The 23723-nt window shown below is 63.8% G+C and carries 17 protein-coding genes and 1 riboswitch; of the genes, 13 read left to right on the forward strand and 4 right to left on the reverse strand.

Annotation, left to right across the window (positions count from 1 at the left end; translation table 11 throughout):
• Positions 1 to 30 precede the first annotated feature (30 nt).
• Both BLQ92_RS02785 and BLQ92_RS02790 read right to left on the reverse strand, forming a co-directional pair.
• The gene (locus tag BLQ92_RS02785) at positions 31 to 1449 is read right to left on the reverse strand and encodes a coniferyl aldehyde dehydrogenase (RefSeq protein ID WP_090681462.1); all 1419 of its coding nucleotides are present in this window, start codon (positions 1447 to 1449) and stop codon (positions 31 to 33) included.
• 147 nt (positions 1450 to 1596) lie between these two features.
• Positions 1597 to 3270 carry an isovaleryl-CoA dehydrogenase gene (locus BLQ92_RS02790; RefSeq protein WP_090681465.1) on the reverse strand — a complete coding sequence of 558 codons (1674 nt, stop codon included), beginning with the start codon at positions 3268 to 3270 and terminating at the stop codon, positions 1597 to 1599.
• 464 nt (positions 3271 to 3734) lie between these two features.
• Between BLQ92_RS02790 and BLQ92_RS02795 the strand changes: the two genes are divergently transcribed.
• Together BLQ92_RS02795 and BLQ92_RS02800 are read left to right on the forward strand one after the other, a co-directional pair.
• Positions 3735 to 5375 (forward strand): GMC family oxidoreductase, encoded by a 1641-nt coding sequence (locus BLQ92_RS02795; RefSeq protein WP_090681468.1) that lies wholly within the window; start codon positions 3735 to 3737, stop codon positions 5373 to 5375.
• A gap of 422 nt (positions 5376 to 5797) precedes the next feature.
• On the forward strand, positions 5798 to 7555 hold the full coding sequence (locus BLQ92_RS02800) for an OmpA family protein (RefSeq protein ID WP_090681470.1): 1758 nt from the start codon (positions 5798 to 5800) through the stop codon (positions 7553 to 7555).
• Positions 7556 to 7593: 38 nt separating this feature from the next.
• Here the strand turns inward: BLQ92_RS02800 and BLQ92_RS02805 are convergent, their stop codons facing one another.
• Positions 7594 to 8556, reverse strand: a complete 963-nt coding sequence (locus BLQ92_RS02805; protein ID WP_090681474.1) for a LysR family transcriptional regulator — start codon at positions 8554 to 8556, stop codon at positions 7594 to 7596.
• A gap of 200 nt (positions 8557 to 8756) precedes the next feature.
• On the opposite strand from BLQ92_RS02805, the gene BLQ92_RS02810 reads away from it, so the two are divergent.
• From BLQ92_RS02810 to BLQ92_RS02860, 11 genes are all read left to right on the forward strand, one after another.
• A complete protein-coding gene (locus BLQ92_RS02810) occupies positions 8757 to 9530 on the forward strand; it encodes a glycosyltransferase family 2 protein (RefSeq protein ID WP_090681476.1) in 774 nt (257 codons plus the stop codon).
• A gap of 118 nt (positions 9531 to 9648) precedes the next feature.
• Positions 9649 to 9784: riboswitch (S-adenosyl-L-homocysteine riboswitch) on the forward strand.
• Between the two features lie 33 nt (positions 9785 to 9817).
• Positions 9818 to 11239 (forward strand): adenosylhomocysteinase, encoded by a 1422-nt coding sequence (gene ahcY, locus BLQ92_RS02815; RefSeq protein WP_090681479.1) that lies wholly within the window; start codon positions 9818 to 9820, stop codon positions 11237 to 11239.
• 138 nt (positions 11240 to 11377) lie between these two features.
• Positions 11378 to 11731: a phage holin family protein gene (locus BLQ92_RS02820; protein ID WP_090681481.1), complete on the forward strand. Its 354-nt coding sequence runs from the start codon at positions 11378 to 11380 to the stop codon at positions 11729 to 11731.
• A 33-nt stretch (positions 11732 to 11764) separates the two neighbouring features.
• On the forward strand, positions 11765 to 12595 hold the full coding sequence (gene metF, locus BLQ92_RS02825; protein WP_090681484.1) for a methylenetetrahydrofolate reductase [NAD(P)H]: 831 nt from the start codon (positions 11765 to 11767) through the stop codon (positions 12593 to 12595).
• A gap of 291 nt (positions 12596 to 12886) precedes the next feature.
• Entirely contained in the window at positions 12887 to 14530 is a 1644-nt protein-coding gene (locus tag BLQ92_RS02830) for an ABC transporter substrate-binding protein (RefSeq protein WP_090681487.1), read from the forward strand.
• 202 nt (positions 14531 to 14732) lie between these two features.
• Positions 14733 to 16361 carry an ABC transporter substrate-binding protein gene (locus BLQ92_RS02835; RefSeq protein WP_090681490.1) on the forward strand — a complete coding sequence of 543 codons (1629 nt, stop codon included), beginning with the start codon at positions 14733 to 14735 and terminating at the stop codon, positions 16359 to 16361.
• Positions 16362 to 16545: 184 nt separating this feature from the next.
• Positions 16546 to 17556: an ABC transporter permease subunit gene (locus BLQ92_RS02840; protein WP_090681493.1), complete on the forward strand. Its 1011-nt coding sequence runs from the start codon at positions 16546 to 16548 to the stop codon at positions 17554 to 17556.
• A 4-nt stretch (positions 17557 to 17560) separates the two neighbouring features.
• On the forward strand, positions 17561 to 18478 hold the full coding sequence (locus BLQ92_RS02845; protein ID WP_090681495.1) for an ABC transporter permease subunit: 918 nt from the start codon (positions 17561 to 17563) through the stop codon (positions 18476 to 18478).
• 1 nt (position 18479) lies between these two features.
• The gene (locus BLQ92_RS02850; protein ID WP_090681498.1) at positions 18480 to 19484 is read left to right on the forward strand and encodes an ABC transporter ATP-binding protein; all 1005 of its coding nucleotides are present in this window, start codon (positions 18480 to 18482) and stop codon (positions 19482 to 19484) included.
• The gene (locus tag BLQ92_RS02855; protein WP_090681501.1) at positions 19481 to 20500 is read left to right on the forward strand and encodes a peptide ABC transporter ATP-binding protein; all 1020 of its coding nucleotides are present in this window, start codon (positions 19481 to 19483) and stop codon (positions 20498 to 20500) included. The genes BLQ92_RS02850 and BLQ92_RS02855 overlap by 4 nt, the downstream gene beginning before the upstream one ends.
• On the forward strand, positions 20493 to 21653 hold the full coding sequence (locus tag BLQ92_RS02860) for a TraB/GumN family protein (protein WP_090681503.1): 1161 nt from the start codon (positions 20493 to 20495) through the stop codon (positions 21651 to 21653). Before BLQ92_RS02855 ends, BLQ92_RS02860 begins: the two co-directional genes overlap by 8 nt.
• A gap of 69 nt (positions 21654 to 21722) precedes the next feature.
• Here BLQ92_RS02860 and BLQ92_RS02865 read toward each other — a convergent pair whose 3' ends face one another.
• The gene (locus tag BLQ92_RS02865; protein ID WP_090681506.1) at positions 21723 to 23531 is read right to left on the reverse strand and encodes a tetratricopeptide repeat protein; all 1809 of its coding nucleotides are present in this window, start codon (positions 23529 to 23531) and stop codon (positions 21723 to 21725) included.
• Between the last annotated feature and the right edge of the window lie 192 nt (positions 23532 to 23723).

Genomic DNA, 23723 nt, shown 5'->3' on the forward strand with positions numbered 1-23723 from the left:
CCGCGACTACACACACAACTACAGCCGCAGCTACAGACGCAACATCAACTTGAGCAGTGCATTGACGCGCTTGCCGTACGGCGGCGAAATCAGCCCACGGGCATTCCAGCGCGCCTGGGTGAGCACCGGCTTCATCTTCGAGAAGGTCACGAAACCCTCATAGCCGTGATAGGCGCCCATTCCGCTCGCGCCGACTCCGCCAAACGGCAGGCTTTCGCAGGCTAGATGCATCAACGTTTCGTTGACCGCCATGCCGCCGGCGATGGTTTCCTGCTCGACCCGTTCGATGGTCCTTGCATCCTCGTCGTAGAGATACAGTGCGAGCGGCCGCGGCCGGGCGTTGATCCAGGCGATCGCTTCATCGAGCGTGTCGTACGGCACGATCGGCAGCAGCGGCCCGAAAATCTCCTCCTGCATCAGCGCGCTCTGGTCGGACGCCTGGGTCACGGCGATTAGCGGAAAGCGCCGGGTGGCAGGGTCGGCGCCGCCGTCGGCGAGCGGATGGAGCTGTGCGCCCGCAGCTTGCGCCTCGTCGGCGAGGCGCTGCAGCCGGTCGAAATGACGCCCGGAGATGATCGAGGTGTAGTCGCGATTGCGCGTGAAATCCGGGTACATCGCCGCCATCCGTGCCCGCGCCCGTTCGATGAAGGCTTGTTCCTTGCCGCGCGGCACCAGCACATAGTCCGGCGCGACGCAGGTCTGACCGGCGTTCAGCGTCTTGCCGGCAATCAGGTTGTCGACTGCGTTGTCGAAGCGCGCATGCGGGCCGATGATGGCGGGCGACTTGCCGCCCAGTTCGAGCGTGACCGGCGTCAGATGCTCGGCGGCGGCGCGCATCACCTCGTGGCCTACCTTGGTCGAGCCGGTGAACAGCAGGTGATCGAAGGGCTGCGCGCTGAAGGCGGCGGCGAGCGCGGCATCGCCGTTCACGACCGTGACCTGGTCGCGAGCGAAGGTTTGCCCGATCAGTTGTTCGAACAGCGCCGAGGTGCGCGGCGTCAGCTCCGACATCTTGATGACGGCGCGGTTGCCAGCGGTGAGGGCGCTCACCAGCGGACCGGCGGCGAGCAGCACTGGGTAGTTCCACGGCACGATGATGCCGACCACGCCGAGCGGCTGCGGAATCACCTTGGCGCGCGCCGGCAATAGCCACTTGTTGGTGCTGCGCCGCTGAGTTTTCATCCAGCGCTTGCCGTGCTTGAGCGCGGCGTCGATTTCCTCTTTCACCACGAGGAATTCCGCCAGCAGGATCTCCTCTTTCGAGCGGTTGCCGAAGTCCGCGTTCATCGCCTCGGCGAGCGCGTCGCGGTTGTCGAGCAGCATCTTGCGCAATGCCTTCAGATGCGCTGCGCGTGTTTCCCACGACGGGTACGGCGCACGCAGATAGCTGAGCCGCTGCTCGCGCAGCAGCGCTTCGAGCGCGGCAATCTCAGGCAGGTCGTTCTTCATGTGTACTCCCCCTTGCTGGATGGGTCGGTGCGCGGTGGGCCGCGCTTATGGGTGTAGTGATTGGAGAACCGGCGAGCGTGCCGCTCGTCGAGCAGCAGGTTGAGGCGCTCAGGAGGCGGCTCATCAGGTCGCACATCGAGCCGTTCATCAGGCTGGGAAAGCCCGCTCGATAATCGCCGCATGATCGAAGCTGGCCGGCAAGGTGCCGTACACCCGGCCGCTTTCGCCGCAGCCGTCGGCCAGACGTGTGGCGATGAAGGCGTCGGCGACGGCAGCCGGAGCGTGGCGCACGAGCAGCGTGGCCTGGGCGATCAGGACGATTTGCTGGGCGATCCGCCGCGCCGAGGCTTCACGCGTGTGCGGCGCCTCGTTGAGCGTGGCGGCAAGGCGCTGCAATGCCGTGGCAAGCGCGGGATGCGCCTGCGCCTGGGTCTGCCACGCGGCGAACAGCGCCTGCGCGGCATCGGCTTCGCGCTCCACGGCGCGCAACACGTCGAGGCACATCACATTGCCTGAACCTTCCCAGATCGAATTGACCGGCGCCTCGCGATAGAAGCGCGCCATCGGCCCCTCTTCGACATAACCGTTGCCGCCCCACACTTCCATCGCCTCGCCGGTGAATTCAAGCGTGCGCTTGCAGACCCAGTACTTGGCCGCGGGGGTGACGATGCGCCGCCACGCGCGTTCTTCGGGGGCGCTGGCGGCATCCTCGAAGGCGCGCGCGAGACGCATGAAGAGGACCGTAGCCGCTTCGGATTCCAGAGCGAGATCGGCGAGCACGTTTTGCATGAGCGGTTGCTCGGCCAGATGCCGGCCGAACGCGCTGCGATGCCGCGCGTGGTGAATTGCCTGCACCAGCGCCGCACGCATCAGCGCCGCACTGCCTATCACGCAGTCGAGCCGCGTGTAGTTCGCCATTTCGATGATGGTCGGCACGCCACGGCCTTCATCGCCGATCAGGATGCCGTACGCGTCGAGGAATTCCACCTCGCTGCTCGCGTTCGAGCGATTCCCGAGCTTGTCTTTCAGGCGCTGGATCTGCACCGCGTTCTTGCTGCCGTCCGGGGCAAAGCGCGGCACGAAGAAACACGACAGGCCTGCCTGATCGTCGGTGCGGGCGAGCACCAGGTGGGCGTCGCATTGCGGCGCCGAAAAGAACCACTTGTGGCCGACCAGCCGGTATTCAGTGCCGCGTCCACCAGCGCCCGTGGCGTAGGCGTGAGTCTGATTGCTGCGCACATCCGAGCCGCCCTGTTTCTCGGTCATGCCCATGCCGATCATCGCCGAGCCTTTCTGCGCCAGCGGCAGGTCGCGCGGATCGTGTTCGCGGGCATAGAGCTTGTCGCGCAACGTGTCGAAGAGCGCCGGTTCGCGCTGCAGCACCGGAATGCTGGCGAAGGTCATGGTGAGCGGGCACAGCGAACCAGACTCGATCTGTGCATGCAGGAAGTAGCCGGCGCAGCGCGCTGCCATGGCGCCGCGTTGCGGATCGGAAAACGGCAGGGCGTGCAGACCTTCGCGCCGCAGCAGCGCCAGCAGGCTGTGCCACGCCGGGTGAAATTCCAGCGCGTCGATACGCTCGCCGCGCGGATTATGCGTGAACAGTTCAGGAGTGTGGCGGTTCGCCAGTTCGGCCAGCGCGAGCGTGTCCGGCGTGGTCAGCGCGGCGCCGTGGCGCAGCAGCGCGTCGCGATGCCAACCGGCGCCGTCGCGTTCGAGTGCGGCGACGAGGGCGGTATCGCAGGCAAACAGGTTGTAATCCGCGAGAGGCGGAACCTGATTCGTGACGTCGTGCGTTTTGCCGGGGCCGTGCCGTTCCATCTGCTGTCTCCGTCTTTGCCGGATGCGCGCCGGGGTCCGGTCAGGATCCGCTCGGAGCGCTGTTTTATCGGTGCATGCTGTGGCGCTTGTCATCGCGCTCGGGCGCGTTGCGCTGCGTTTGAATGCCGTGTTTGTAAGCCGCGCGGGCCTCGCCATGCCGGCGTGCAGGGGGGCTCAAGCGGTCTCGGGCGCTACCGGTTCCACCTCGGCAGCCATCTTTCATCATAGGGTCGCGCTGCGCTTTTCGTTTAGAGGGATCGCTCTGGCACGATCCCGCCGCGCGTTGGCAACGCATCCCTACAATGCGCAGGAACACACGTAGACAAGTGTGCACGAGACAGCAACCAGAGACAGTAACCACTTTGCGTGGGATCGGCCGCAACAAGCTGCATGGGACCGGAGTAAGCGCTAAAGCGCTAACTCCGGTCCCATGCAGCCACTGTGGCCCGCATCAGGAGGAGCGCATGCAATACGACTACATCATCGTAGGTGCGGGGTCCGGCGGCTGTTCGCTGGCGGGCCGGCTGGCGGACACCTGTCCCGATGCGACGATCGCGCTGATCGAAGCCGGGCCGCACACCGACCGCAATCTGTTCGTCAACATGCCGGTCGGCGTCGCAGCCGTCGTGCCCAACAAGCTCAAGACCAACTACGGCTACGAGACCACGCCGCAACCGGCGCTCGCCGGGCGCCGCGGTTATCAACCGCGCGGGCGCGGCTTTGGCGGGTCGAGCGCGATCAACGCCATGATCTACACGCGCGGCCATCCGCTCGATTACGACGAATGGGCGCAACTCGGCTGCGACGGCTGGGGGTGGGCCGATGTTTTGCCGTACTTTCGCCGCGCGGAGGGTAATCAACGCGGCGCCGATGCGTGGCATGGCGCGGATGGACCGCTTACGGTCAGCGATCTGCGCTATCGCAATCCGTTCTCGCAGCGTTTCGTGCAGGCCGCTCTCGAAGCGGGCCACCGGGCCAATCCCGACTTCAACGGCGTCGAGCAGGAAGGAATCGGTTTCTACCAGGTTACCCAGCGCGACGGACGGCGCTGCAGCGTGGCGCGAGCGTATATCTACGACCGCGAGCGGCCCAATCTGCACACGCTCGCCGATGCGACGGTGCTGCGCGTGATCTTCGATGGCAAGCGGGCGAGCGGTGTCGAGATCGTGCGTGGCGGGTGCACCGAAACGCTCGAAGCGCGTGCGGAGGTGGTGCTCGCGGCGGGCGCGTTCAATACGCCGCAGTTGCTGATGTGCTCGGGGATCGGGCCGGCTGCGCAACTGCAAGCGTTCGGAATACCGGTGATTCACGACGCGCCGCAGGTCGGCCAGAACCTGATCGACCATATCGACTTCACCATCAACAAGCGGGTGAGGTCGATCGAGCCGACTGGCTTTTCGCTGCGCGGGATCGCGCGGATGCTGCCGCAGTTCGTGACCTTCATGCGGCACGGCACGGGCATGCTGTCGAGCAACGTCGCCGAGGCGGGCGGCTTCCTCAAGAGCAGGCCCACGCTGGAGCGCCCCGATCTGCAATTGCATTTTTGCGCCGCGCTGGTCGACGATCACAACCGCCATATGCATTGGGGGCACGGCTATTCGCTGCACGTCTGCGTGCTGCGTCCGCATAGCCGCGGCACGGTGACGCTCGCAAGCGCCGATGCGCGCGAGGCGCCGGTGATCGATCCGCGCTTCCTGAGCGATTCGCGCGATCTGGACCTGCTGGTGGAGGGCGGGCTGATTGCAAGGCGGATTCTCGACTCACCGTCGCTCGCGGTATGCGGCGGCAAGGAGTTGTACACGCATTCAGGCCAGAATCATGCTGAGTTGCGCGAGACCATCGCCGCACACGCCGATACGATTTATCACCCGGTCGCGACCTGCAGGATGGGTAGCGATGCCGCGTCCGTGGTCGATCCGCAGTTACGGGTGCGCGGCGTGACGGGGCTGCGAATCGTCGATGCGTCCGTGATGCCGACCTTGATCGGCGGCAACACGAATGCGCCGACGGTGATGATCGGTGAGCGGGCCGCCGAGTTCATTGCGACGGCGCAGCGCGCCGGAGCCGCGGCGCAGGTTGGGGTGGCCGCCGGCGCGGTGGCTTGAGGTGGCGGCTTGAAGTGGCGCGAGGTGAGGCGAATCCGGCGGCCTTGCCTGCACAGGTTATTTCGATATAACGCCGGATTTCTTTAAAAATAACGCAGGCCGTACTCATTAAAGACCGCTTGCGTCTCGCCAAATAGTTTTTCGCGAATATGCCGCAGCAATTCAATCAGATTAATCCGTGTGATTCTGGCAGATTACTCTTACATCTCCATTGGCAATCTGTCGTTGGGGGAACCCATGCTGCAAGCCGGACGGTGGCCGCGTTTTCAAAAATAAAATGGCCACCTAAAAATATCCGAGGATTATTCTGAATTTCTGTCAATAATCTTGCCGACGCATTTTTGAGATTTTCACGCCCCTATACTCTCGCGGCGAAAAGAGCGTGTCAGGTGACGCGTTCAGAATTTCAAGGAAGCGAGTCGATGAGTATTAACGTGATTCAACTGATTCAGTCCGCCTTGTCGGACACCGTGGTGCGGCAACTGTCCGGGCGTTTCGGGCTGCCGGCTGATGCTACGGAGAAAGTCATTGCCGCTGCGGCGCCGTCGCTGGTCGCCGCGCTGATGCAAAAGGGCGCGACGCTGGATGGCGCACGCTCGCTCTTCACCGCGATCATGGCGCCGGAAGTCAACGCGCACATCGGCGAACAACTGCCGCAGTTGCTCGCTACCACCGCTGGCCTGAGCCAGCTCGAAGGGGCTGGCCGGCACTTGCTGGAGCGCGTGACGGATCGTCGGATCGACGCCCTGAGCGACACGGTATCGGCCCAAACCGGCGTGCCGGCGCAGTCGACCCATGCCCTGACAGGCATCGTCGGTGCGACCGTGTTCGGCGTCCTGAAGCGCCATTTCCTTAACGCGCAAGGCAGCGTCGGGCAACTGCCGACGCTGCTCGGCCATCAATTGCCGGCTATCGCGCCGTATCTGAACGACGGTTTGCTGTCGGCGCTCGGTTTGGGCGGCGTGGCGACCTTTATGGGCACGGTCCTGTCGCAACTGAAGGCGGTCTCCGCACATATCGAGCATCCGGTGGCGCCCGCTACGCCGGTCGCCGCGTCGGCGCCTGCCGCTCAGGCTACACCGCGCGTGCCGGTCGACGCCGTTCTGCGCGACGAGCCGCGCTCGCATAAGTGGCTCTGGTGGCTGCTCGCCGCCATCGCTGCGGTGCTCGCGTTCCTGTTCCTGCGCGGCTGCCAGCATGAGCAGAGTGCAGACGTGGCGGCTCCGGCTGCGGTCGCAGCCTCCGCACCGAGCGTCGCAGCAAACGCTGCCGAGGCTTCGGCCGCGGCTGCTTCGACTGCGGCTTCGGAAACTGCCGAAGCTTCGGCGGTCGCTGCGAGCGCCACTGAGGCCCAACAGCCTGCCGCCGCACCGGCGCCCACCAAAGACAGCCAGTTGAGCTTCACGGTCGATCCGGCCGGCAAGCCGACGCTGACGGCAACCGTCGGCAGTGAAGCAGAGAAAGCCAGCTTGCTCGACGCGCTGACGAAGAAATTCGGCGCCGGCCACTTCACCGCGAACATCGCCGTCGACCCGGACACCAAACCGGCCGACTGGCTCTCGCATCTCGACGCGCTGCTGCCGTTGATGGCTCTGCCGGGCGCGGAAGTAAAGCTGGACGGCGCGCATATCGAACTGAGCGGCGCGGCCGCCAATGCCAGGCTCGGCTGGCTCGAACGCCTGAAGTCGCTGTTTGGCGCGTCGTATCAGATCGGTTCGTTCAACGTGGATCAAGCCGTGGCCGACGCCACGCAGACGTTCCGCAGCGCCATCAAGGGCCTGCTCGCGCCGGATAGCTCCTGCGCGGTGGCCGATGTGGTCAAGGTGCTGAACCTGCAGGTGATCAACTTCACGAGCGCGAGCGCTCGTGTGCCGGCATCGGCCATCGAAGATCTGCGCCAGTCGGCCCAGGTGCTGATGGCGTGCTCGCACAACGGTCGTGCCGCCAAGCTCGAAGTAGCCGGCTACTCGGACAACGTGGGCGGCGACGCGGCGAACCTGTCGCTGTCGAAGAAGCGCGCCGAGTCGGTGCGGGCCTTCCTCATCAAGACCGGCGTGCCGGCTGACTCGCTGACGGCGCAAGGCTACGGCGACGCGCGCCCGGTGGCGAGCAACGACACCGCAAGCGGCCGTTTTGCGAACCGCCGCATCGAGTTCGTCGACGCCCAGCAACAGCAGTAAATCGCAGTGGCGGCCTGAATGCGCCCCTCAGCACTCCCCTAAGCGGTCCCCGGCCCGGCATCCTGCGGCGCAAGCCCGGTGATGCCGATGTCGGGCCAGTGCATCAGGTCGTCGCCGGCCTGGGAGGGCAGGGTCTCACGCGCCACTTCGAGCCATGCGCGCGCGGCGTGTGAGAGGTAGCCGTTGCGCCGCCAGCCGATCGCCATTTCCCACGGAATCTCGGGTTCGACCACTGGCCGGCAGGTGAATTGCGTGGCGTCGAGCCGCCGGCAATAGGGCGCCGGCAACAGCGCGATGCCCACGCCCGCCAGCACCAGTGCCGCCATGAAATCCCAGTGCCCGCTGCGCCCGACAATGGTCGGCGCGAAGCCGGCTGCCCGGCAGGCGTTCAGCACGACGTCGTTGAGGGCGAGGCTTTCGCCATAGAACACGAATGGCTCGCCCGCCAGATCCGCCAGCGGCACCTGCTGCAGGCTATCCCAGCGCGAGTCGCGGCGCGCCACCAGCCAGAGCAACTGGTGCGTCATCGGCAGTACGTCGATGTTTTCGGGGTCGACCGGCTGCAGCACGCCGCCCAGTTCGAGTTCGCCGCTGATCAGCGCGGCCTCGATGGCCCGCGAGCCTTGCTCGAACAGCTTCAGTTCGATCTTCGGATAGCGTTGCCGGAAGGCGGCGATGGCCGGCGTGAAGAGCGAGCCGCCCATCGGCGGAATGCCGATGGTCAGCTCGCCCCGGCCGAGCGTGTCGAGGTCGTTGAGTTCGGCCTGCAATTGCGCGTGTGCGGCGAGCACATCCTGACCGCGCTGGTAGACGATGCGCCCGGCGTCGGTCAGCACCATCTGGCGGCCGTCGCGCAGCAAGAGGGGCGAGCCGATCTCGTCTTCCAGCGACTTCACCATCTTGCTGATGGTCGGCTGGGTCACGAACATCTGCTCGGCAGCCACAGTGAAGCTTTGCTGGCGCACGACTTCAACGAAATAGCGGAGGGCACGAAGTTCCACGGTCTCAGCTCCACAATTCCAATCTGGAATGGTTTATACGATAGTAAGTCATTATATTTATGTTGCGCCGCAACGGTAGGTGTTTTCAGGACGGGTCGCCCGATGCGCGCGCTATGATGGCCGGCATCCTTTGCCCGTACTTTTGCGCCGTCCTCGCTACGGTTATCTGCGCCGCTTTTCTACGCCGCTTTTCAACGCTTATGCTGCCCATTTCCATCATCATTCCCTGCTACAACGCAGCGGCAACGCTCGCCCGTACGCTGGAAAGCTGCATCATCCAGCCGGAGGCGGCGCAGATTATCGTCGTGGACGACGGCTCGACGGATGCTTCGATCGAGGTGGTGCGCCACTACGGTGAGCGTGATCCGCGCGTCGGGCTGCTGCAGATGCCGGTGAACGGCGGCGCGGCGCGGGCCCGCAACTGGGCTGCGATGCATGCCACGCAGCCGCTCCTGGCCTTTATCGACGCCGACGACGAGTACATCCCCGGCGCGCTCGCCGCGGCAAGTGGCTATCTGGAGCAGAATCCGAGCGAAGCCTCGATCCGGCTCGATGTCGAATACGCCGGGTTTCCGGCCGAGATCGTCGGGCATCCGCTCTTCGAGGGCCACGCGGCGACGCTCAGCAATACGGTGCCCAGCAGTCTGGTGATTCGCCGGCCGGTCTACGCCGCGTTCGGCGGTTTTCCGATGGACCCGTTTTTCCGCCGCAACGGCGGCGAAGACGGCGCGTTTTCCTGGGCGTTGCGTGAGTTGTTCGGCAACCAGCGTCTGACCGACGCCAAGCGGGTGCGCATGCACTACCATCCGCGCATTCATGCCGAGCGCTACTTTCGCATCTGCTTTGGCATGCAAGCGCCGGTGCAGGCGGATGTCGCGGAGGCCTTCCGGCTCTCCGAGCAGTTCGTCGCGACGGCCCAAGCCAACATTGCACAACTGCGCTCGCTGAGCGCGGCCACCGGCACCGCTTCGTAGTTCGCCTCGATGGCGCGGTGCGCTCGCGCCGCACTCATCTGGGCGGTGCGACACGGTTTTCCCCTCGTCACCGAACCGACATCCCCGAAGCCATCTCGATTTGCTACAATCGCCCTTCGTCTTCGAGGAGCGTTGCGACGGGTACCGCGAATCTGCATTCGCCGGCCGCCCGCCAGGCTCGGAGGCTTTCAATCGGAGGGCTTGAATGCGCGCTGCGCTTTCTAATCCACCGCATCGAACCGCGCTCACGTCAAATTTCTAGTCAATTTCTTAGAAAGGAGGGCGTGATGAACGCCGCAGTTATCGATTCCCAAGCTTCCCAAGACTACCTCGTTGCCGACCTGTCGCTGGCCGACTGGGGCCGCAAGGAACTGAACATCGCCGAGACCGAAATGCCCGGTCTCATGCAAACGCGCGAAGAGTACAAGACTCAGCAGCCGCTGAAGGGCGCGCGCATTGCCGGTTCGCTGCACATGACGATCCAGACCGGCGTGCTGATCGAAACGCTGACCGCGCTCGGCGCCGACGTCCGTTGGGCATCGTGCAACATCTTCTCGACGCAAGATCACGCCGCTGCCGCGATCGCCAAGGCCGGCACGCCGGTGTTCGCGTTCAAGGGCGAATCGCTCGACGAGTACTGGGAATTCTCGCACCGCATTTTCGAATGGCCGAACGGCGAATTCGCCAACATGATCCTCGACGACGGCGGCGACGCCACGTTGCTGCTGATCCTCGGTTCGAAGGCCGAGAAGGACCGCTCGGTCATCTCGAAGCCGACCAACGACGAAGAAGTCGCACTGTACAAGTCGATCGCCTCGCACCTCGATGCAGACCCGACGTGGTACTCCACGCGCCTCGCGCACATCCAGGGCGTGACCGAAGAAACCACGACTGGCGTGCACCGTCTGTACCAGATGGAAAAGGAAGGCCGTCTGCCGTTCCCGGCCATCAACGTCAACGACTCGGTCACCAAGTCGAAGTTCGACAACCTGTATGGCTGCCGTGAGTCGCTGGTCGACGGCATCAAGCGCGCTACCGACGTCATGATCGCCGGCAAGATCGCCGTGGTCGCAGGTTACGGCGACGTGGGCAAGGGCTGCGCGCAATCGCTGCGCGGTCTGGGCGCGACCGTGTGGGTCACGGAAATCGATCCGATCTGCGCACTGCAGGCGGCGATGGAAGGCTACCGCGTCGTGACGATGGAATACGCCGCCGACAAGGCCGACATCTTCGTGACGGCCACCGGCAACTTCCATGTGATCGGCCACGACCACATGAAGGCGATGCGCAACAACGCAATCGTCTGCAATATCGGTCACTTCGATTCGGAAATCGACATTGCGTCGACCCGTCAGTACCAGTGGGAAAACATCAAGCCGCAAGTCGACCACATCATTTTCCCGGACGGCAAACGCGTCATCCTGCTGGCTGAAGGCCGCCTCGTGAACCTCGGTTGCGCCACCGGCCACCCGTCGTTCGTGATGTCGAACTCGTTCACCAACCAGACGCTCGCACAGATCGAACTGTTCACCCAGGGCAAGAAGTACGAGAACAAGGTGTACGTGCTGCCGAAGCACCTCGACGAGAAGGTTGCGCGTCTGCATCTGGCGCGTATCGGTGCGAACCTGACCGTGCTGTCGGACGAGCAGGCTGGCTACATCGGCGTCGACAAGAACGGTCCGTTCAAGCCGAACCACTACCGTTACTAAGCCGTCACCCGGCCGGCGCCAGGCCGGCTGACAGGCTCGCTGGCAAAAGACAAGGCGGCGCGGCATGCCGCGCCGCCTTTGTTCCAATGCCGGCCTGTTCCGCTCAACTCCGGACTCTCAGCCCAAAAGGAGCTTTACATGACCGTGCTGCTGACCTGGGTGATCAATGCGCTCGCGCTCCTGATCATCACGTACCTCGTGCCCTCGATCCATATCCGCAGCTTCGGCACCGCACTGATCGTTGCCGTCGTGCTCGGCCTGATCAACGCCGTGCTGCGCCCGATATTGATCCTGCTCACGCTGCCCGTGACGATTCTCACGCTCGGACTCTTCATTCTGGTCGTCAACGCACTGTGCTTCTGGCTATGCGCGTCGCTGCTGAAGGGCTTCGAAGTGTCGGGTTTCTGGTCCGCGTTCTTCGGCTCGATCCTGTACAGCATCGTTTCATGGCTGCTGTCCGCGCTTATCTTCGGCAACCGCAGTCTGGGCTGAAGTAAGCTTCATTTCTAGAACGGCGATTGAGTCATGAATCCGCTCGAAATTTCATTCGAATTCTTCCCGCCCAAGACGGAAGACGGCATCGAGAAACTGCGCGCCACGCGTGCGCAGCTCGCGCCGCTCAAGCCGAAGTTCGTCTCCGTCACCTTCGGCGCAGGCGGCTCGACGCAGCGGGGCACGCTCGATACCGTCGTCGATATGGCGAAGGAAGGACTGGCGGCAGCGCCGCATCTGTCCTGTATCGGCTCGTCGAAAGAGAGCCTGCGCGCAATCCTCAACGAGTACCGCTCGCATGGCATCCGTCATATCGTCGCGCTGCGCGGCGACCTGCCGTCCGGCATGGGCGAGGTGGGCGAGCTGCGTTATGCGTCGGAACTGGTGAGCTTCATTCGCGCTGAGTTCGGCGACTGGTTCTGGATCGAGGTGGCCGGCTACCCGGAGTACCACCCGCAGGCGCGCTCGCCGCGCCAGGATCTGGAGAACTTTGCCCGCAAGGTGAAGGCCGGCGCCAATTCGGCGATCACGCAGTACTTCTTTAACGCGGACGCCTATTTCCGCTTTGTCGACGACGCCCGCAAGCTCGGCGTCGATGTGCCGATCGTGCCCGGCATCATGCCGATCACGAACTTTTCGCAGTTGATGCGCTTCTCCGAGATGTGCGGTGCCGAAGTGCCGCGCTGGGTGGCGCGCCGGCTGGAAAGCTTCGGCGACGACCGCGAAGCGATTCGCGCCTTCGGGCTGGATGTGGTCACGGACCTGTGCCAGCGTCTGATCGACGCGCAGGTGCCGGGGCTGCATTTCTATACGCTCAACAACGCGGCGGCAACCAAAGCCATCTGCGACCGGTTGGGCGCTTAAAGCCGCTTAAAGCCGCTTAAAGCGTCAGGCGTCAGTTTCACCCCGCGCGGCCGGCTGGCTGCGCGGCTCAATGTCTGCCAGATTTCTAGCCCCAGATCCGCTGGGCGTTCCGCCCAACTCGCCACCCCTCCGCCGAATCCATTGCCGCTGCGCTCCCGCCTGATTTGGTGCGCTGCGGCAGACGCGCGCTCCGAATGGCCACGCTCGCGGGGTACAACCCTGGATTGAAGCTGATTATTGGGCTGTCTATGATCCAAGGGCAGCCGATCCGGTTGCTGCCCGGAGAACGTCATGACAGTGTCATCCATGCTGTTCGCAGTTCGCCAGTATTGCCTGCCCGCTTTGACAACCCTGGCCGTCGCTACGGCATGCTTTACACCCGTCACCGCGCCCGCCGCCGCGCTGCCCGATAAAACCCTCGTGTTCTGCTCCGAGGGCAGCCCAGCCGGCTTCGATACCGCGCAGTACACCACCAGCGTCGAGTTCACCGCCGGCTCCTATACGGTCTACAACCGGCTGGTCGAGTTCGCGCACGGCAGCACGGACATCGAACCGGGCCTGGCCGAGAGCTGGGATGTCTCGCCGGACGGCCTGCAATACACGTTTCACCTGCGCCATGGCGTGAAGTTCCAGACCACCTCGTTCTTCAAGCCGACCCGCGAATTCAACGCGGACGACGTCGTTTTCACCTACGAGCGGATGCTCGATCCGGACCAGCCGTTTCATAAGGCGTACCCAGTGCCGTTTCCCTACTTCAGCGATCTGGGGCTAGCGAAAAATATCGCCAGGATCGAAGCGGTTGACCCCTATACGGTGCGCTTCACGCTCAAGCAGGTCGACGCGCCGTTCCTGCAGCAGATTGCCATGCCGTTTGCCTCGATCCTGTCCGCCGAGTACACGGATCAACTGCTGAAGGCCGGCAAGGCTTCCGACATCAATCTGTTTCCGGTCGGCACCGGGCCGTTCATCTTCCGCAGCTATACCAAAGACGACACGATCCGTTTCGACGGCAATCCGGACTACTGGAAGCCAGGTGTCGTGAAAGTGAGCAAGCTGATCTTCGCCATCACCGTCGACCCGGCCGTGCGCTTGCAGAAGCTCAAGCGCGGCGAATGCCAGGTGATGAGCTATCCGCGTCCTGCGGATATCCCAGCGGTCAAGGCCGACCCGTCGCTGGCAATGCCGAGCGAGGTGGGCTTCAACCTGGGCATTCTCGGCTACAACACGACCAAGAAGCCGCTCGACAACGTGCTGGTGCGCCGAGCGCTGGATATGTCGATCAACAAGAAGGCGATCATCGAATCGGTGTACCAGGGCGCCGGGCAGATTGCGACCAATCCGATGCCGCCTACCCAGTGGGGCTACAACAAGAGTCTGAAAGACGCGCCGTATGACGTCGACAAGGCCAAGGCCCTGCTGAAGGAGGCCGGTTACCCTGACGGTTTCGATCTGACGCTGTGGGCCATGCCCGTGCAGCGGCCCTACAACCCGAACGCCCGGCTGATGGCGGAAATGCTGCAGTCCGACTGGGCGAAGATCGGCGTCAAGGTGAATATTGTCACCTACGAGTGGGGCGAGTACATCCGCCGGGCTCATGCCGGTGAACATCAGGCCATCCTGATCGGCTGGACCGGCGACTACGGCGACCCGGATAACTGGCTGGGCGTCCTGCTGGGCTGCGCGGCGGTGAACGGCAGCAACTTCTCGAAATGGTGCTACAAGCCCTTCGACGACCTGATCACGGGCGCCCGCAGCACCACGGACCTCGCTCAGCGCACCAAGGACTACATGGAGGCGCAGGTGATCTTCAAGGACCAGGTTCCATTCACGCCGATTGCCCACTCCACGGTCTATCAACCGATCTCAAAAGACGTGACCGGCTTCAAGATCGATCCGTTCGGCCCGACCCAGTTCCTCGGCGTCGGCCTGAAATAGGCAGATATGGGCGCTTTTGCTCGCGCTTGGCGCGCACAATGCGTTGTGAGGCCCCGTCAACCCGGGTTGCGGAGCCTCAACTTATGCATAACAAGTGTTTCCGATCGTGAACAGCAGGAATTTCCTCCGCTTGTTGCTGCAAGCCATGCTCAAGTAAGATCGCGCTACGCTGGTGCAAGCCGGCATCGAACCTGGAGGAAACATGAAGCAAAACAATCTGTTGCGCGCCGCGCGGATCACGACGCTCGTCGCAGCCGCAGCGGCATCGGCGGTGGGCGCGAGTGTCGCGCGTGCCGAGATTCCGAATAAAACCCTGGTCTACTGCTCAGAAGGCAGCCCCGCGGGTTTTGACCCAGCCCAATACACCACGGGCACCGATTTCACGGCCAACACCTTCACGGTCTATAACCGCCTCGTCGAATTCGAGCGCGGCGGCACCAAGGTCGAGCCGGGTCTCGCCGAAAGCTGGGATGTCTCGCCGGACGGCAAGACCTATACGTTCCACCTGCGCCACGGCGTCAAGTTCCAGACCACGGCGTACTTCAAGCCGAGCCGCGAATTCAACGCGGACGACGTCGTTTTCACGTTCACCCGCATGCTCGACCCGAGCATGCCGTTCAACAAGGCTTACCCGGCACAGTTCCCGTACTTCACGGACATGGGCCTCGACAAGCTGATCACGAAGGTCGAAAAGGTCGATCCGTACACCGTGCGCTTTACGCTGAAGGAAACCAACGCACCGTTCATCCAGAACATGGCGATGGAATTTGCCTCGATCCAGTCGGCTGAGTATGCGGATTCGCTGCTCAAGGCCGGCAAGGCTCCCGACCTCAACCAGAAGCCGGTCGGCACGGGCCCGTTCATTTTCCGCAGCTACACGAAGGACGCAACGATCCGTTTCGACGGCAATCCTGACTACTGGAAGCAGGGCGACGTGAAGATCTCGAAGCTGATCTTCGCGATCACGCCGGATGCCGGCGTGCGCGTGCAGAAACTGAAGCGCGACGAGTGCCAGGTGATGAGCTATCCGCGTCCGGCCGATGTCGCGCCGCTGAAGACGGAAGCCAATATCGCGATGCCGTCGCAGCCAGGCTTCAACCTCGGTTACCTGTCGTACAACGTGCAGCACAAGCCGCTCGACCAGCTCGCAGTGCGTCAGGCTCTCGACATGGCGATCAACAAGAAGGCGATCATCGATTCGGTCTACCAGGGCGCAGGCCAGTCGGCCACCAATCCGATGCCGCCGACCCAATGGTCGTATGACAAGAACCTGCCGAGCCAGTCGTACGATCCGGCCAAGGCCAAGGCGCTGCTCGCCAAGGCCGGTCTCTCGAACGGTTTCGACATCACGCTGTGGGCGATGCCGGTGCAGCGTCCGTATAACCCGAACGCCCGCCTGATGTCGGAAATGATCCAGGCCGACTGGGCCAAGATCGGCGTGCGCGCGAAGATCGTTACGTACGAATGGGGTGAGTACATCAAGCGCGCTCACGCGGGTGAGGACGACACGATGCTGATTGGCTGGACCGGCGACAACGGCGATCCGGACAACTGGCTCGGCACGCTGCTCGGCTGCGAAGCGATGAACGGCAACAACTTCGGCAAGTGGTGCTACAAGCCGTTCGACGACCTGATCCAGAAGGGCCGCACGACCGCCGATCAGGGTGAGCGCACGAAGATTTACATGCAGGCGCAGCAGATTTTCGCGCAGCAACTGCCGTTCTCGCCGATCGCGCACTCGACGGTGTACCAGCCGGTCAGCAAGAAGGTGATCGATATGCGTATCGAGCCGCTCGGTTACCTGCGCTTCGACGGTGTGGGCGTGCAATAAGCCTGGCCGTAAGGCGAGCCTGACGGTGAGCCGCAAGGCGCACCGGGAGGCTCGCAGTAAGTAAAACTGACGCAGTCCGCTTTTCGCACGGTTAGAAAACTGGTCGAAATGGTCCGGCGACCGGGGTCACAAGCCCTCGTCGCCGGTTGTGTTTTTCCGTTCATCAAGACCATAGGGACGAACCATGTTCCGCTTCGTTTTGCGCCGCATTGGTATGGTGATTCCGACCTTCATCGGCATCACGATCCTTGCGTTTGCGCTCATTCACCTGATACCCGGCGATCCCATCGAAGTGATGATGGGTGAGCGTGGTGTCGACCCGGCCATGCACGCGGCCGCCATGCACCGCCTGGGGCTCGACGAGCCGCTGCCGCTGCAATACTTCCACTATCTCGGACGTGCGGTGCACGGCGATCTGGGAATGTCGATCATCACCAACACCAGCGTGATGGACGAGTTCCTCGCGCGCTTTCCCGCCACCGTCGAGCTGTCGATCTGCGCGATGCTGTTCGCCCTGATCGTCGGGCTGCCGGCCGGCGTGTTCGCGGCTTTAAGGCGCGGCACGGTGGTCGATCACGGCGTGATGGGTACGGCGCTGACCGGCTATTCGATGCCGATCTTCTGGTGGGGCTTGATCCTCATCATGCTGTTCTCGGTGAAACTCGGCTGGACGCCAGTGTCGGGCCGCATCGCGGTCGAATACGACATTCCGCACGTCACCGGGTTCATGTTGATCGACTCGCTGATGTCGACCGATGAAGGCGCGTTCAAGTCGGCCTTGAGCCATCTGATCCTGCCGGCCATCGTGCTCGGCACGATTCCGCTGGCGGTCGTGGCCCGCATGACGCGCTCGTCGATGCTCGAAGTGCTGCGCGAAGACTATATCCGCACGGCGCGCGCCAAGGGCTTGCCGCCCGGGCGCGTGATCGTCGTGCATGCGCTGCGTAATGCGCTGATTCCGGTGGTGACCGTGATTGGCCTGCAGGTGGGCACCTTGCTCGCCGGCGCCGTGCTGACCGAGACGCTGTTCTCCTGGCCGGGTATCGGCAAGTGGCTGATCGACGCGATCAGCCGGCGCGACTATCCGGTCGTGCAGGGCGGTATCCTGTTGATTGCCACACTCGTGATCGTCGTGAATCTGATCGTCGATCTGTTGTACGGCGTGTTGAATCCGCGCATTCGCCATACGAGGTAAAACCGTGGCTGACATTCAAAACACAGTCCCCCAGGCAGTGACCCCGCCAAGCGGCCGGGCACTCGCCGCCCGTGAGTTCTGGGCCAACTTCTCCCGCAATCGCGGTGCAGTGACCGCCGGTGTGATCGTGCTGGTGCTGATCTTCATCGCGATCTTCGCGCCGTGGATCGCGCCGCACAGCCCGATCGAGCAATACCGCGACTACGTGAAGATCCCGCCCGCCTGGCTCGACGGCGGCAACTGGAAGTTCATCCTCGGCACCGACGAAGCGGGCCGCGACATGCTGTCCCGCCTGATGTACGGCGCGCGCCTGTCGTTCTGGATCGGCTTCGTCTCGGTCGTGCTGGCGCTGATTCCGGGCGTTGTGCTCGGGCTGATTGCCGCTTTCTTCGAGAAGTGGGCCGATACGCCGATCATGCGCATCATGGACGTGCTGCTCGCGCTGCCCTCGCTGCTGCTCGCAGTGGCGGTGGTGGCGATCATCGGTCCGGGGCTCTTCAACACGATGTTTGCTATCGCAATCGTGGCGTTGCCGGGTTATGTCCGTCTGACGCGGGCCTCGGCGCTTGGCGAGTTGCAGAAGGAATACGTGACGGCCTCGCGCGTGGCAGGCGCCGGCACCTTGCGCCTGATGTTCTCGCAAGTGCTGCCGAACTGCACCGCACCGCTGATCGTGCAGGCCACGCTCGGTTTTTCCTCGGCGATTCTCGATGCCGCCGCGCTCGGCTTTCTCGGCCTCGGCGTGCAACCGCCGGCGGCGGAGTGGGGCGCGATGCTCGCGTCGGCACGCGACTACATCGATAACGCCTGGTGGATCGTCACCTTGCCTGGCCTCGCCATCGTGATCTCGGTGCTGGCGATCAACCTGCTCGGCGACGGGCTGCGCGACGCGCTCGACCCCAAACTGAAGCGGATGGCATGACATGAGCAACTTACTCACCATCCGCAATCTGGCGGTTAACTTCAACGGCCTGCCGGCTGTCGACCGCATTAACCTGGACGTGGCGCCGGGCGAAGTCGTCGGCGTCGTGGGTGAATCGGGCTCGGGCAAGAGCGTGACGATGATGGCCCTGATGGGCCTGATCGACGCACCGGGCAAGGTCAGCGCCGACGAGGTCACCTTCGACGGCAAGGACCTGCTGAAAGCCTCGCCGAAGGAACGCCGCAAGATCATCGGCAAAGACATCGCGATGGTGTTCCAGGACGCCCTCACGAGTCTGAATCCGAGCTACACCGTCGGCTATCAGATCAAGGAAGTGTTGAAGCTGCACGAAGGGCTGCGCGGCGCCGAGCTGCACAAACGTGCGCTCGAACTGCTCGACCAGGTCGGCATTCCCGATGCGAAGAATCGGATCATGTCGTTTCCGCACCAGATGTCGGGCGGCATGAACCAGCGCGTGATGATCGCGATGGCGGTGGCCTGCAATCCGAAGCTGCTGATTGCCGACGAGCCGACCACCGCTCTCGACGTGACGATCCAGGCGCAGATCATGGAACTGCTGGTGAAACTGCAGAAAGAGCGCGGCATGGCGCTCGTGCTGATTTCGCACGATCTGGCCGTGGTCTCCGAAGTGGCGCAGCGCGTGGCGGTGATGTATGCGGGCGAGGTGATCGAGACCAACAAGGTGCCCGATATCTTCGCTGCGCCGCATCACCCCTACACGGAAGCGCTGCTGGCGGCGATTCCCGAGCACAATGTCGGCGCGGTGCGGCTGGCGGCGTTGCCGGGCATGGTGCCGGGCCGCGACGACCGGCCCAAGGGTTGTCTGTTCGCGCCGCGCTGCAAATACGTGGTGGATGATTGCACCAAGGCGCGCCCAGAGCTTGCCCCGCTCGCGGGCCATATCGAGGCGACCAGGGTACGCTGTATCAAACCGCTGAATCTTACCGGCGATGCCAACGTCCACACTCAGGGAGGCGCACGATGAATGCAGTACCCGAAACGCGCCGCCAGGCGAGTCAGACGGGCGACCACGTGCTGGTCGCCGACCAGTTGGCGCGGCACTACTCGGTGCGACGCGGCATGTTCGGCCATGGCACCGTCAAGGCGTTGAACGGCGTGTCGTTTTCGCTCGATCGCGGCAAGACGCTCGCGGTAGTCGGCGAATCCGGCTGCGGCAAATCGACGCTCGCGCGTCAGTTGACCATGATCGAAGCGCCGACGGCCGGCCGTCTGATGATCGACGGCGAAGACGTGGCCGGTGCCGATCACACGCGCATCGCCGCGCTGCGGCGGCGCGTGCAGATGGTGTTCCAGAACCCGTTTGCGTCGTTGAATCCGCGCAAGACCGTCGAGCAGACGCTCGGCGAGCCGCTCGCCATCAACACCCAGTTGAGCCCGACCGAACGCGCCGAGCGGATCGCGCAGATGATGCGCACCGTCGGCCTGCGGCCGGAGCACGCCAAACGCTATCCGCATATGTTCTCGGGCGGTCAGCGGCAGCGCGTGGCGATTGCGCGGGCGATGATTCTCGATCCGCAGATCGTCGTGGCCGACGAACCGGTCTCCGCACTCGATGTGTCGATCCAGGCGCAGATTCTCAATCTGTTCATGGATCTGCAGGAGCAGTTCAAGACCAGCTACGTGTTCATCTCGCACAACCTCTCGGTGGTGGAGCACATTGCCGACGACGTGATGGTGATGTACTTCGGCGGCGTGGTCGAACTCGGCGACAAGAAGCGGATTTTCTCGAATCCGCGCCATCCCTACACGCGGGCGCTGATGTCGGCGACGCCGTCTATCTTCGAAGCGGATCGCAGCATCAAGATCAAGCTGCAAGGCGAGATGCCCTCGCCGCTCAATCCGCCCTCGGGCTGCACGTTTCATCAGCGCTGCCCGTATGCGATCGAGCGCTGCCGCAGCGAGGAACCGAAGCTGCGTGAAGTGGATGGACGTCAGGTGTCGTGCCACCGCGCCGAGGAGGTGGGGGACGTGGATGCCTGAAGCGTTGGCGGCGCGTCGTCCTGCGCGCCGCCTGCGTGAAGGCGGCTGTCACACCGTTTTCGCGCGGCGCTGGCGAGCGTGGCTGCCAGGTTGTGCCATGCTCGCCAGCCTCTCTTTCGGTCCTGTCTGGCCTGTCGCCACGGCGTATGCTGCGGGCGCGGCTGCGACTACCCCGGCGCAGAGCGGCCGGCCGGCCTTGCCGGTTCCCGCCGCGCCTCTTCCACAAAGTTCGCCAGCTCAGCCGCGTGCGACTTTGCCTGGTTTCAATCCGCCGCGGTATTCGTCGAGCACGACGACGGGCGGTCCGGTGCGCACGCAGCCGGCGCGCATGCCGTTCTATGTCGCGACGCGCGGCACCACCACCATCTACATACTCGGCACGCTGCATGTCGGCGATCCGGCCGACTATCCGCCGAACCAGCCGTTCCGCCCGCAGATTCTGGCCGCGCTCGCCGCTTCCCCGACGCTGGCGCTGGAACTCTCACCTGACGATCTGCTGGTGTCGCAGGACGATGTGTCGAAATACGGCGTGTGCCGCAGCGAGTGTCTGCCGACGTATTTGCCGGAATCGCTATGGCACAAGCTAGAAGTCCGCTTGCGCGACAATCCGGCGGCGCTCGATGAAATCAAGAGAATGCGGCCGTGGCTCGCTTCGCTGCTGGTCGAAACCTACGATTCCCTAAGTGCGGGGCTGCAGACCGAATACGGCACCGAGGCGCAGTTGCAGAACGTTTATCTGCGCACGCGCGGCAAGATTGTCGGGCTCGAGACGCTTGGCGAGCAGATGCGCTCGTTCACGAGCCTGTCGTCTGCGCAGCAGCGTGAGATGCTGGCGCAGGACCTGGTGCAGACGCCGGCTGAAAACCTCGCCGATGTGCAGACCTTGCACCGGCTCTGGCGGGTGGGGGATGCGGATGCGATTGCGGCGTGGCAGGCCGCCAAGTCGGAAGTGCTGGCGCGCAACAAGCGGGTGTCCGATTCGATTGACAACAAGATCGTGTATGAACGGAACCGGCGTTTCGTCGCGCGGATGCTGTTGATTGCCGGGCCGAACAAGCCGGTGTTCGTGGCAGTCGGGGCGCTGCATTTGGGTGGGCCGAAGGGCGTGCTGCAGTTGTTGCGGCAGCATGGGTTTGTGGTGGAGGCGGGGTGAGGGGGCTGGGCTTGCGCTCGCCGCAGGTTCTCCGTGCCGCCCGTAGCTGATCCTGCGGCGGTTTTGCCTTTACTGTTTCTTTCCCTGCCGCAGCGCCTCAACGACGCTCTTCACCAGTGGCTTCCAATCCCCCAGCACACCCTGCCTGAACAACCGCGCGGCCGGATACCACGGCGAATCGCTGCGGCGCTCCAGCCAGCGCCAGTCCGAGTTGGCCGGCAGCATGATCCATACAGGCTTTCCTAGTGCGCCCGTTAGATGCGCGACGCCCGTATCGACGGCGATCACCTGATCCAGATTCATCACCAGCGCGGCCGTCTCCGTGAAATCGTGCAGTTCGGCGCTGAAGTCGTATGGCCGGAACGCTTCAGGTGCCTCGACGAGTTGCGCCTCGGCTGGGCCCTTCTGCAGCGAGAACCACGCGATATCCTTCAGCTCGCCCAGCGGCGCGAGATCCGCGAAATGCATCGAACGATAGCGGTCGTTGCCGAACGTCGGACTGCCAGCCCACACCAGACCGACCTTGCGTCGTGAACCTGCCACGCTCGCCACGCGCTCACGCCACGCTTGCACTTTGGCCTCGTCGGCGAACAGATACGGCACGTCAGCGGGAATCGTCGCCACCTCGGTGCCGATGCATGACGGCACGCTCATCAGCGGCGCCCAGAAGTCGTAACGACCTTCGGCTTTGCCGCTCCACGCGCGATGCACCCCGGGCACACGCTCTGCGAGCGGCACAAGCGGCTCGCGCACGCAAACATCGACTTCAGCACCAAGCTGTTCAAGCACGCGTGCAAAGCGCAAAAACTGCAACTGATCGCCGAACCCCTGGTCGCCAACCAGCAGGATGCGGCGGCCGTCGAGCGGCTCGCCATGCCATTCCGGCACGCCTTCCACGGCAATCGCGGCATAGTCGAGCGGGCGCCAACGCTTCGCAAACTCCGCCCAGCCTTGCGCGTAATCGCCGCGCTTGAGCAGCAGCCACGCAAGGTTCTGATGAGCGTCGACATAGCCCGGGTCGATCTCCAACGCGCGGCGGTAAAACACTTCCTCTTCGTCGAGCCGCCCTTGTGCGCCAAGCGAGCCGCCGAGGCACACCAGGTTGGTCGGGTTCGGCTTGAGCGCAACCGCGTAGCGGTACTGTTGCTCGGCTTCGGCGTAGTTGCCGAGCTTGCCGATCGCGCTGCCCAGATTGACATGCGCATTCGCAAAGCCGGGTCGAAGCTCGATGGCGCGCCGAAAGCGTGCGATAGCCGCTGCGCTGTCGCCTTTGGCGTTCAGCGCATTGCCGGCACTGAAGTGGGCCTCGGCGGAATACGGATCGAGCGCGAGCGCCTGTTCGTAATACTCGAGCGCCTCGTCGTAGCGCTCGAGTTTGGCGAGCGCGGTGCCGAGGTTCAGATGCGCGTCCACCGATAAAGGTTGGAGCGCGATGGCCTCGCGATACTGACGCACCGCGCCTTCTAGCTCGCCTTGCGCCTGCAGCGTGACGCCGAGGTTATTGCGCGCGTCGGCGAACTTGGGATGCAATTGCAGTGCTTGCCAGTAGCACCGCTCGGCCTCGTCATGCTGGCCGAGCGCCGCGGCCACCAGGCCACGGTTGCTCCAGCACACGGCGTCTGCAGGCTCCAGTTCTAGCGCCTGATCCAATAGATCGGCAGCGGCTCTATGAGCGCCCCGCTGATGCTGCAGCACGCCGAAATAGTGCAGCGCTTCGGCTTGCCGCGGATCGATTGCCAGGGCTTCCTGGTAGAGCGGTGCGGCCTGATCGAGCTGGCCTGCGCGATGCAGATCGAACGCGTGGGCTAGCACGGCGGCGAGGTAGGACGGTGCGGCCGCGTCGTGGCGTGCGTCACCGCTATGAAGATGCTGTTCCATGAAGAACCCGCTTGAGAGCGTCGGCGCGCCCGTCTTGCGCGCGCCGGCTGGTGGATCGGATAACGTCCACCAGCTTATGTCTCAAGCTTTTCCGGTTCGATCAGACACATCCTAATTTTCCGCGACAGGGCGTCACGGTATGGGGTTGCGCGGGACCTTGCTATCGCAAAATCGCCGTGTCCGGTGCCGCCT

Source organism: Paraburkholderia phenazinium (assembly GCF_900100735.1).
Lineage (GTDB): Bacteria > Pseudomonadota > Gammaproteobacteria > Burkholderiales > Burkholderiaceae > Paraburkholderia > Paraburkholderia phenazinia.

Excerpts from the sequence above, each read along its gene's own strand:
- BLQ92_RS02800 (WP_090681470.1), top strand. The coding sequence starts at position 5,798 with ATGAGTATTAACGTGATTCAACTGATTCAGTCCGCCTTGTCGGACACC.
- BLQ92_RS02790 (WP_090681465.1), bottom strand. The coding sequence starts at position 3,270 with ATGGAACGGCACGGCCCCGGCAAAACGCACGACGTCACGAATCAGGTT.
- BLQ92_RS02785 (WP_090681462.1), bottom strand. The coding sequence starts at position 1,449 with ATGAAGAACGACCTGCCTGAGATTGCCGCGCTCGAAGCGCTGCTGCGC.
- BLQ92_RS02855 (WP_090681501.1), top strand. The coding sequence starts at position 19,481 with ATGAATGCAGTACCCGAAACGCGCCGCCAGGCGAGTCAGACGGGCGAC.
- BLQ92_RS02795 (WP_090681468.1), top strand. The coding sequence starts at position 3,735 with ATGCAATACGACTACATCATCGTAGGTGCGGGGTCCGGCGGCTGTTCG.
- metF (WP_090681484.1), top strand. The coding sequence starts at position 11,765 with ATGAATCCGCTCGAAATTTCATTCGAATTCTTCCCGCCCAAGACGGAA.
- BLQ92_RS02865 (WP_090681506.1), bottom strand. The coding sequence starts at position 23,531 with ATGGAACAGCATCTTCATAGCGGTGACGCACGCCACGACGCGGCCGCA.
- BLQ92_RS02840 (WP_090681493.1), top strand. The coding sequence starts at position 16,546 with ATGTTCCGCTTCGTTTTGCGCCGCATTGGTATGGTGATTCCGACCTTC.
- BLQ92_RS02835 (WP_090681490.1), top strand. The coding sequence starts at position 14,733 with ATGAAGCAAAACAATCTGTTGCGCGCCGCGCGGATCACGACGCTCGTC.
- ahcY (WP_090681479.1), top strand. The coding sequence starts at position 9,818 with ATGAACGCCGCAGTTATCGATTCCCAAGCTTCCCAAGACTACCTCGTT.
- BLQ92_RS02830 (WP_090681487.1), top strand. The coding sequence starts at position 12,887 with ATGACAGTGTCATCCATGCTGTTCGCAGTTCGCCAGTATTGCCTGCCC.
- BLQ92_RS02810 (WP_090681476.1), top strand. The coding sequence starts at position 8,757 with ATGCTGCCCATTTCCATCATCATTCCCTGCTACAACGCAGCGGCAACG.
- BLQ92_RS02820 (WP_090681481.1), top strand. The coding sequence starts at position 11,378 with ATGACCGTGCTGCTGACCTGGGTGATCAATGCGCTCGCGCTCCTGATC.
- BLQ92_RS02850 (WP_090681498.1), top strand. The coding sequence starts at position 18,480 with ATGAGCAACTTACTCACCATCCGCAATCTGGCGGTTAACTTCAACGGC.
- BLQ92_RS02860 (WP_090681503.1), top strand. The coding sequence starts at position 20,493 with ATGCCTGAAGCGTTGGCGGCGCGTCGTCCTGCGCGCCGCCTGCGTGAA.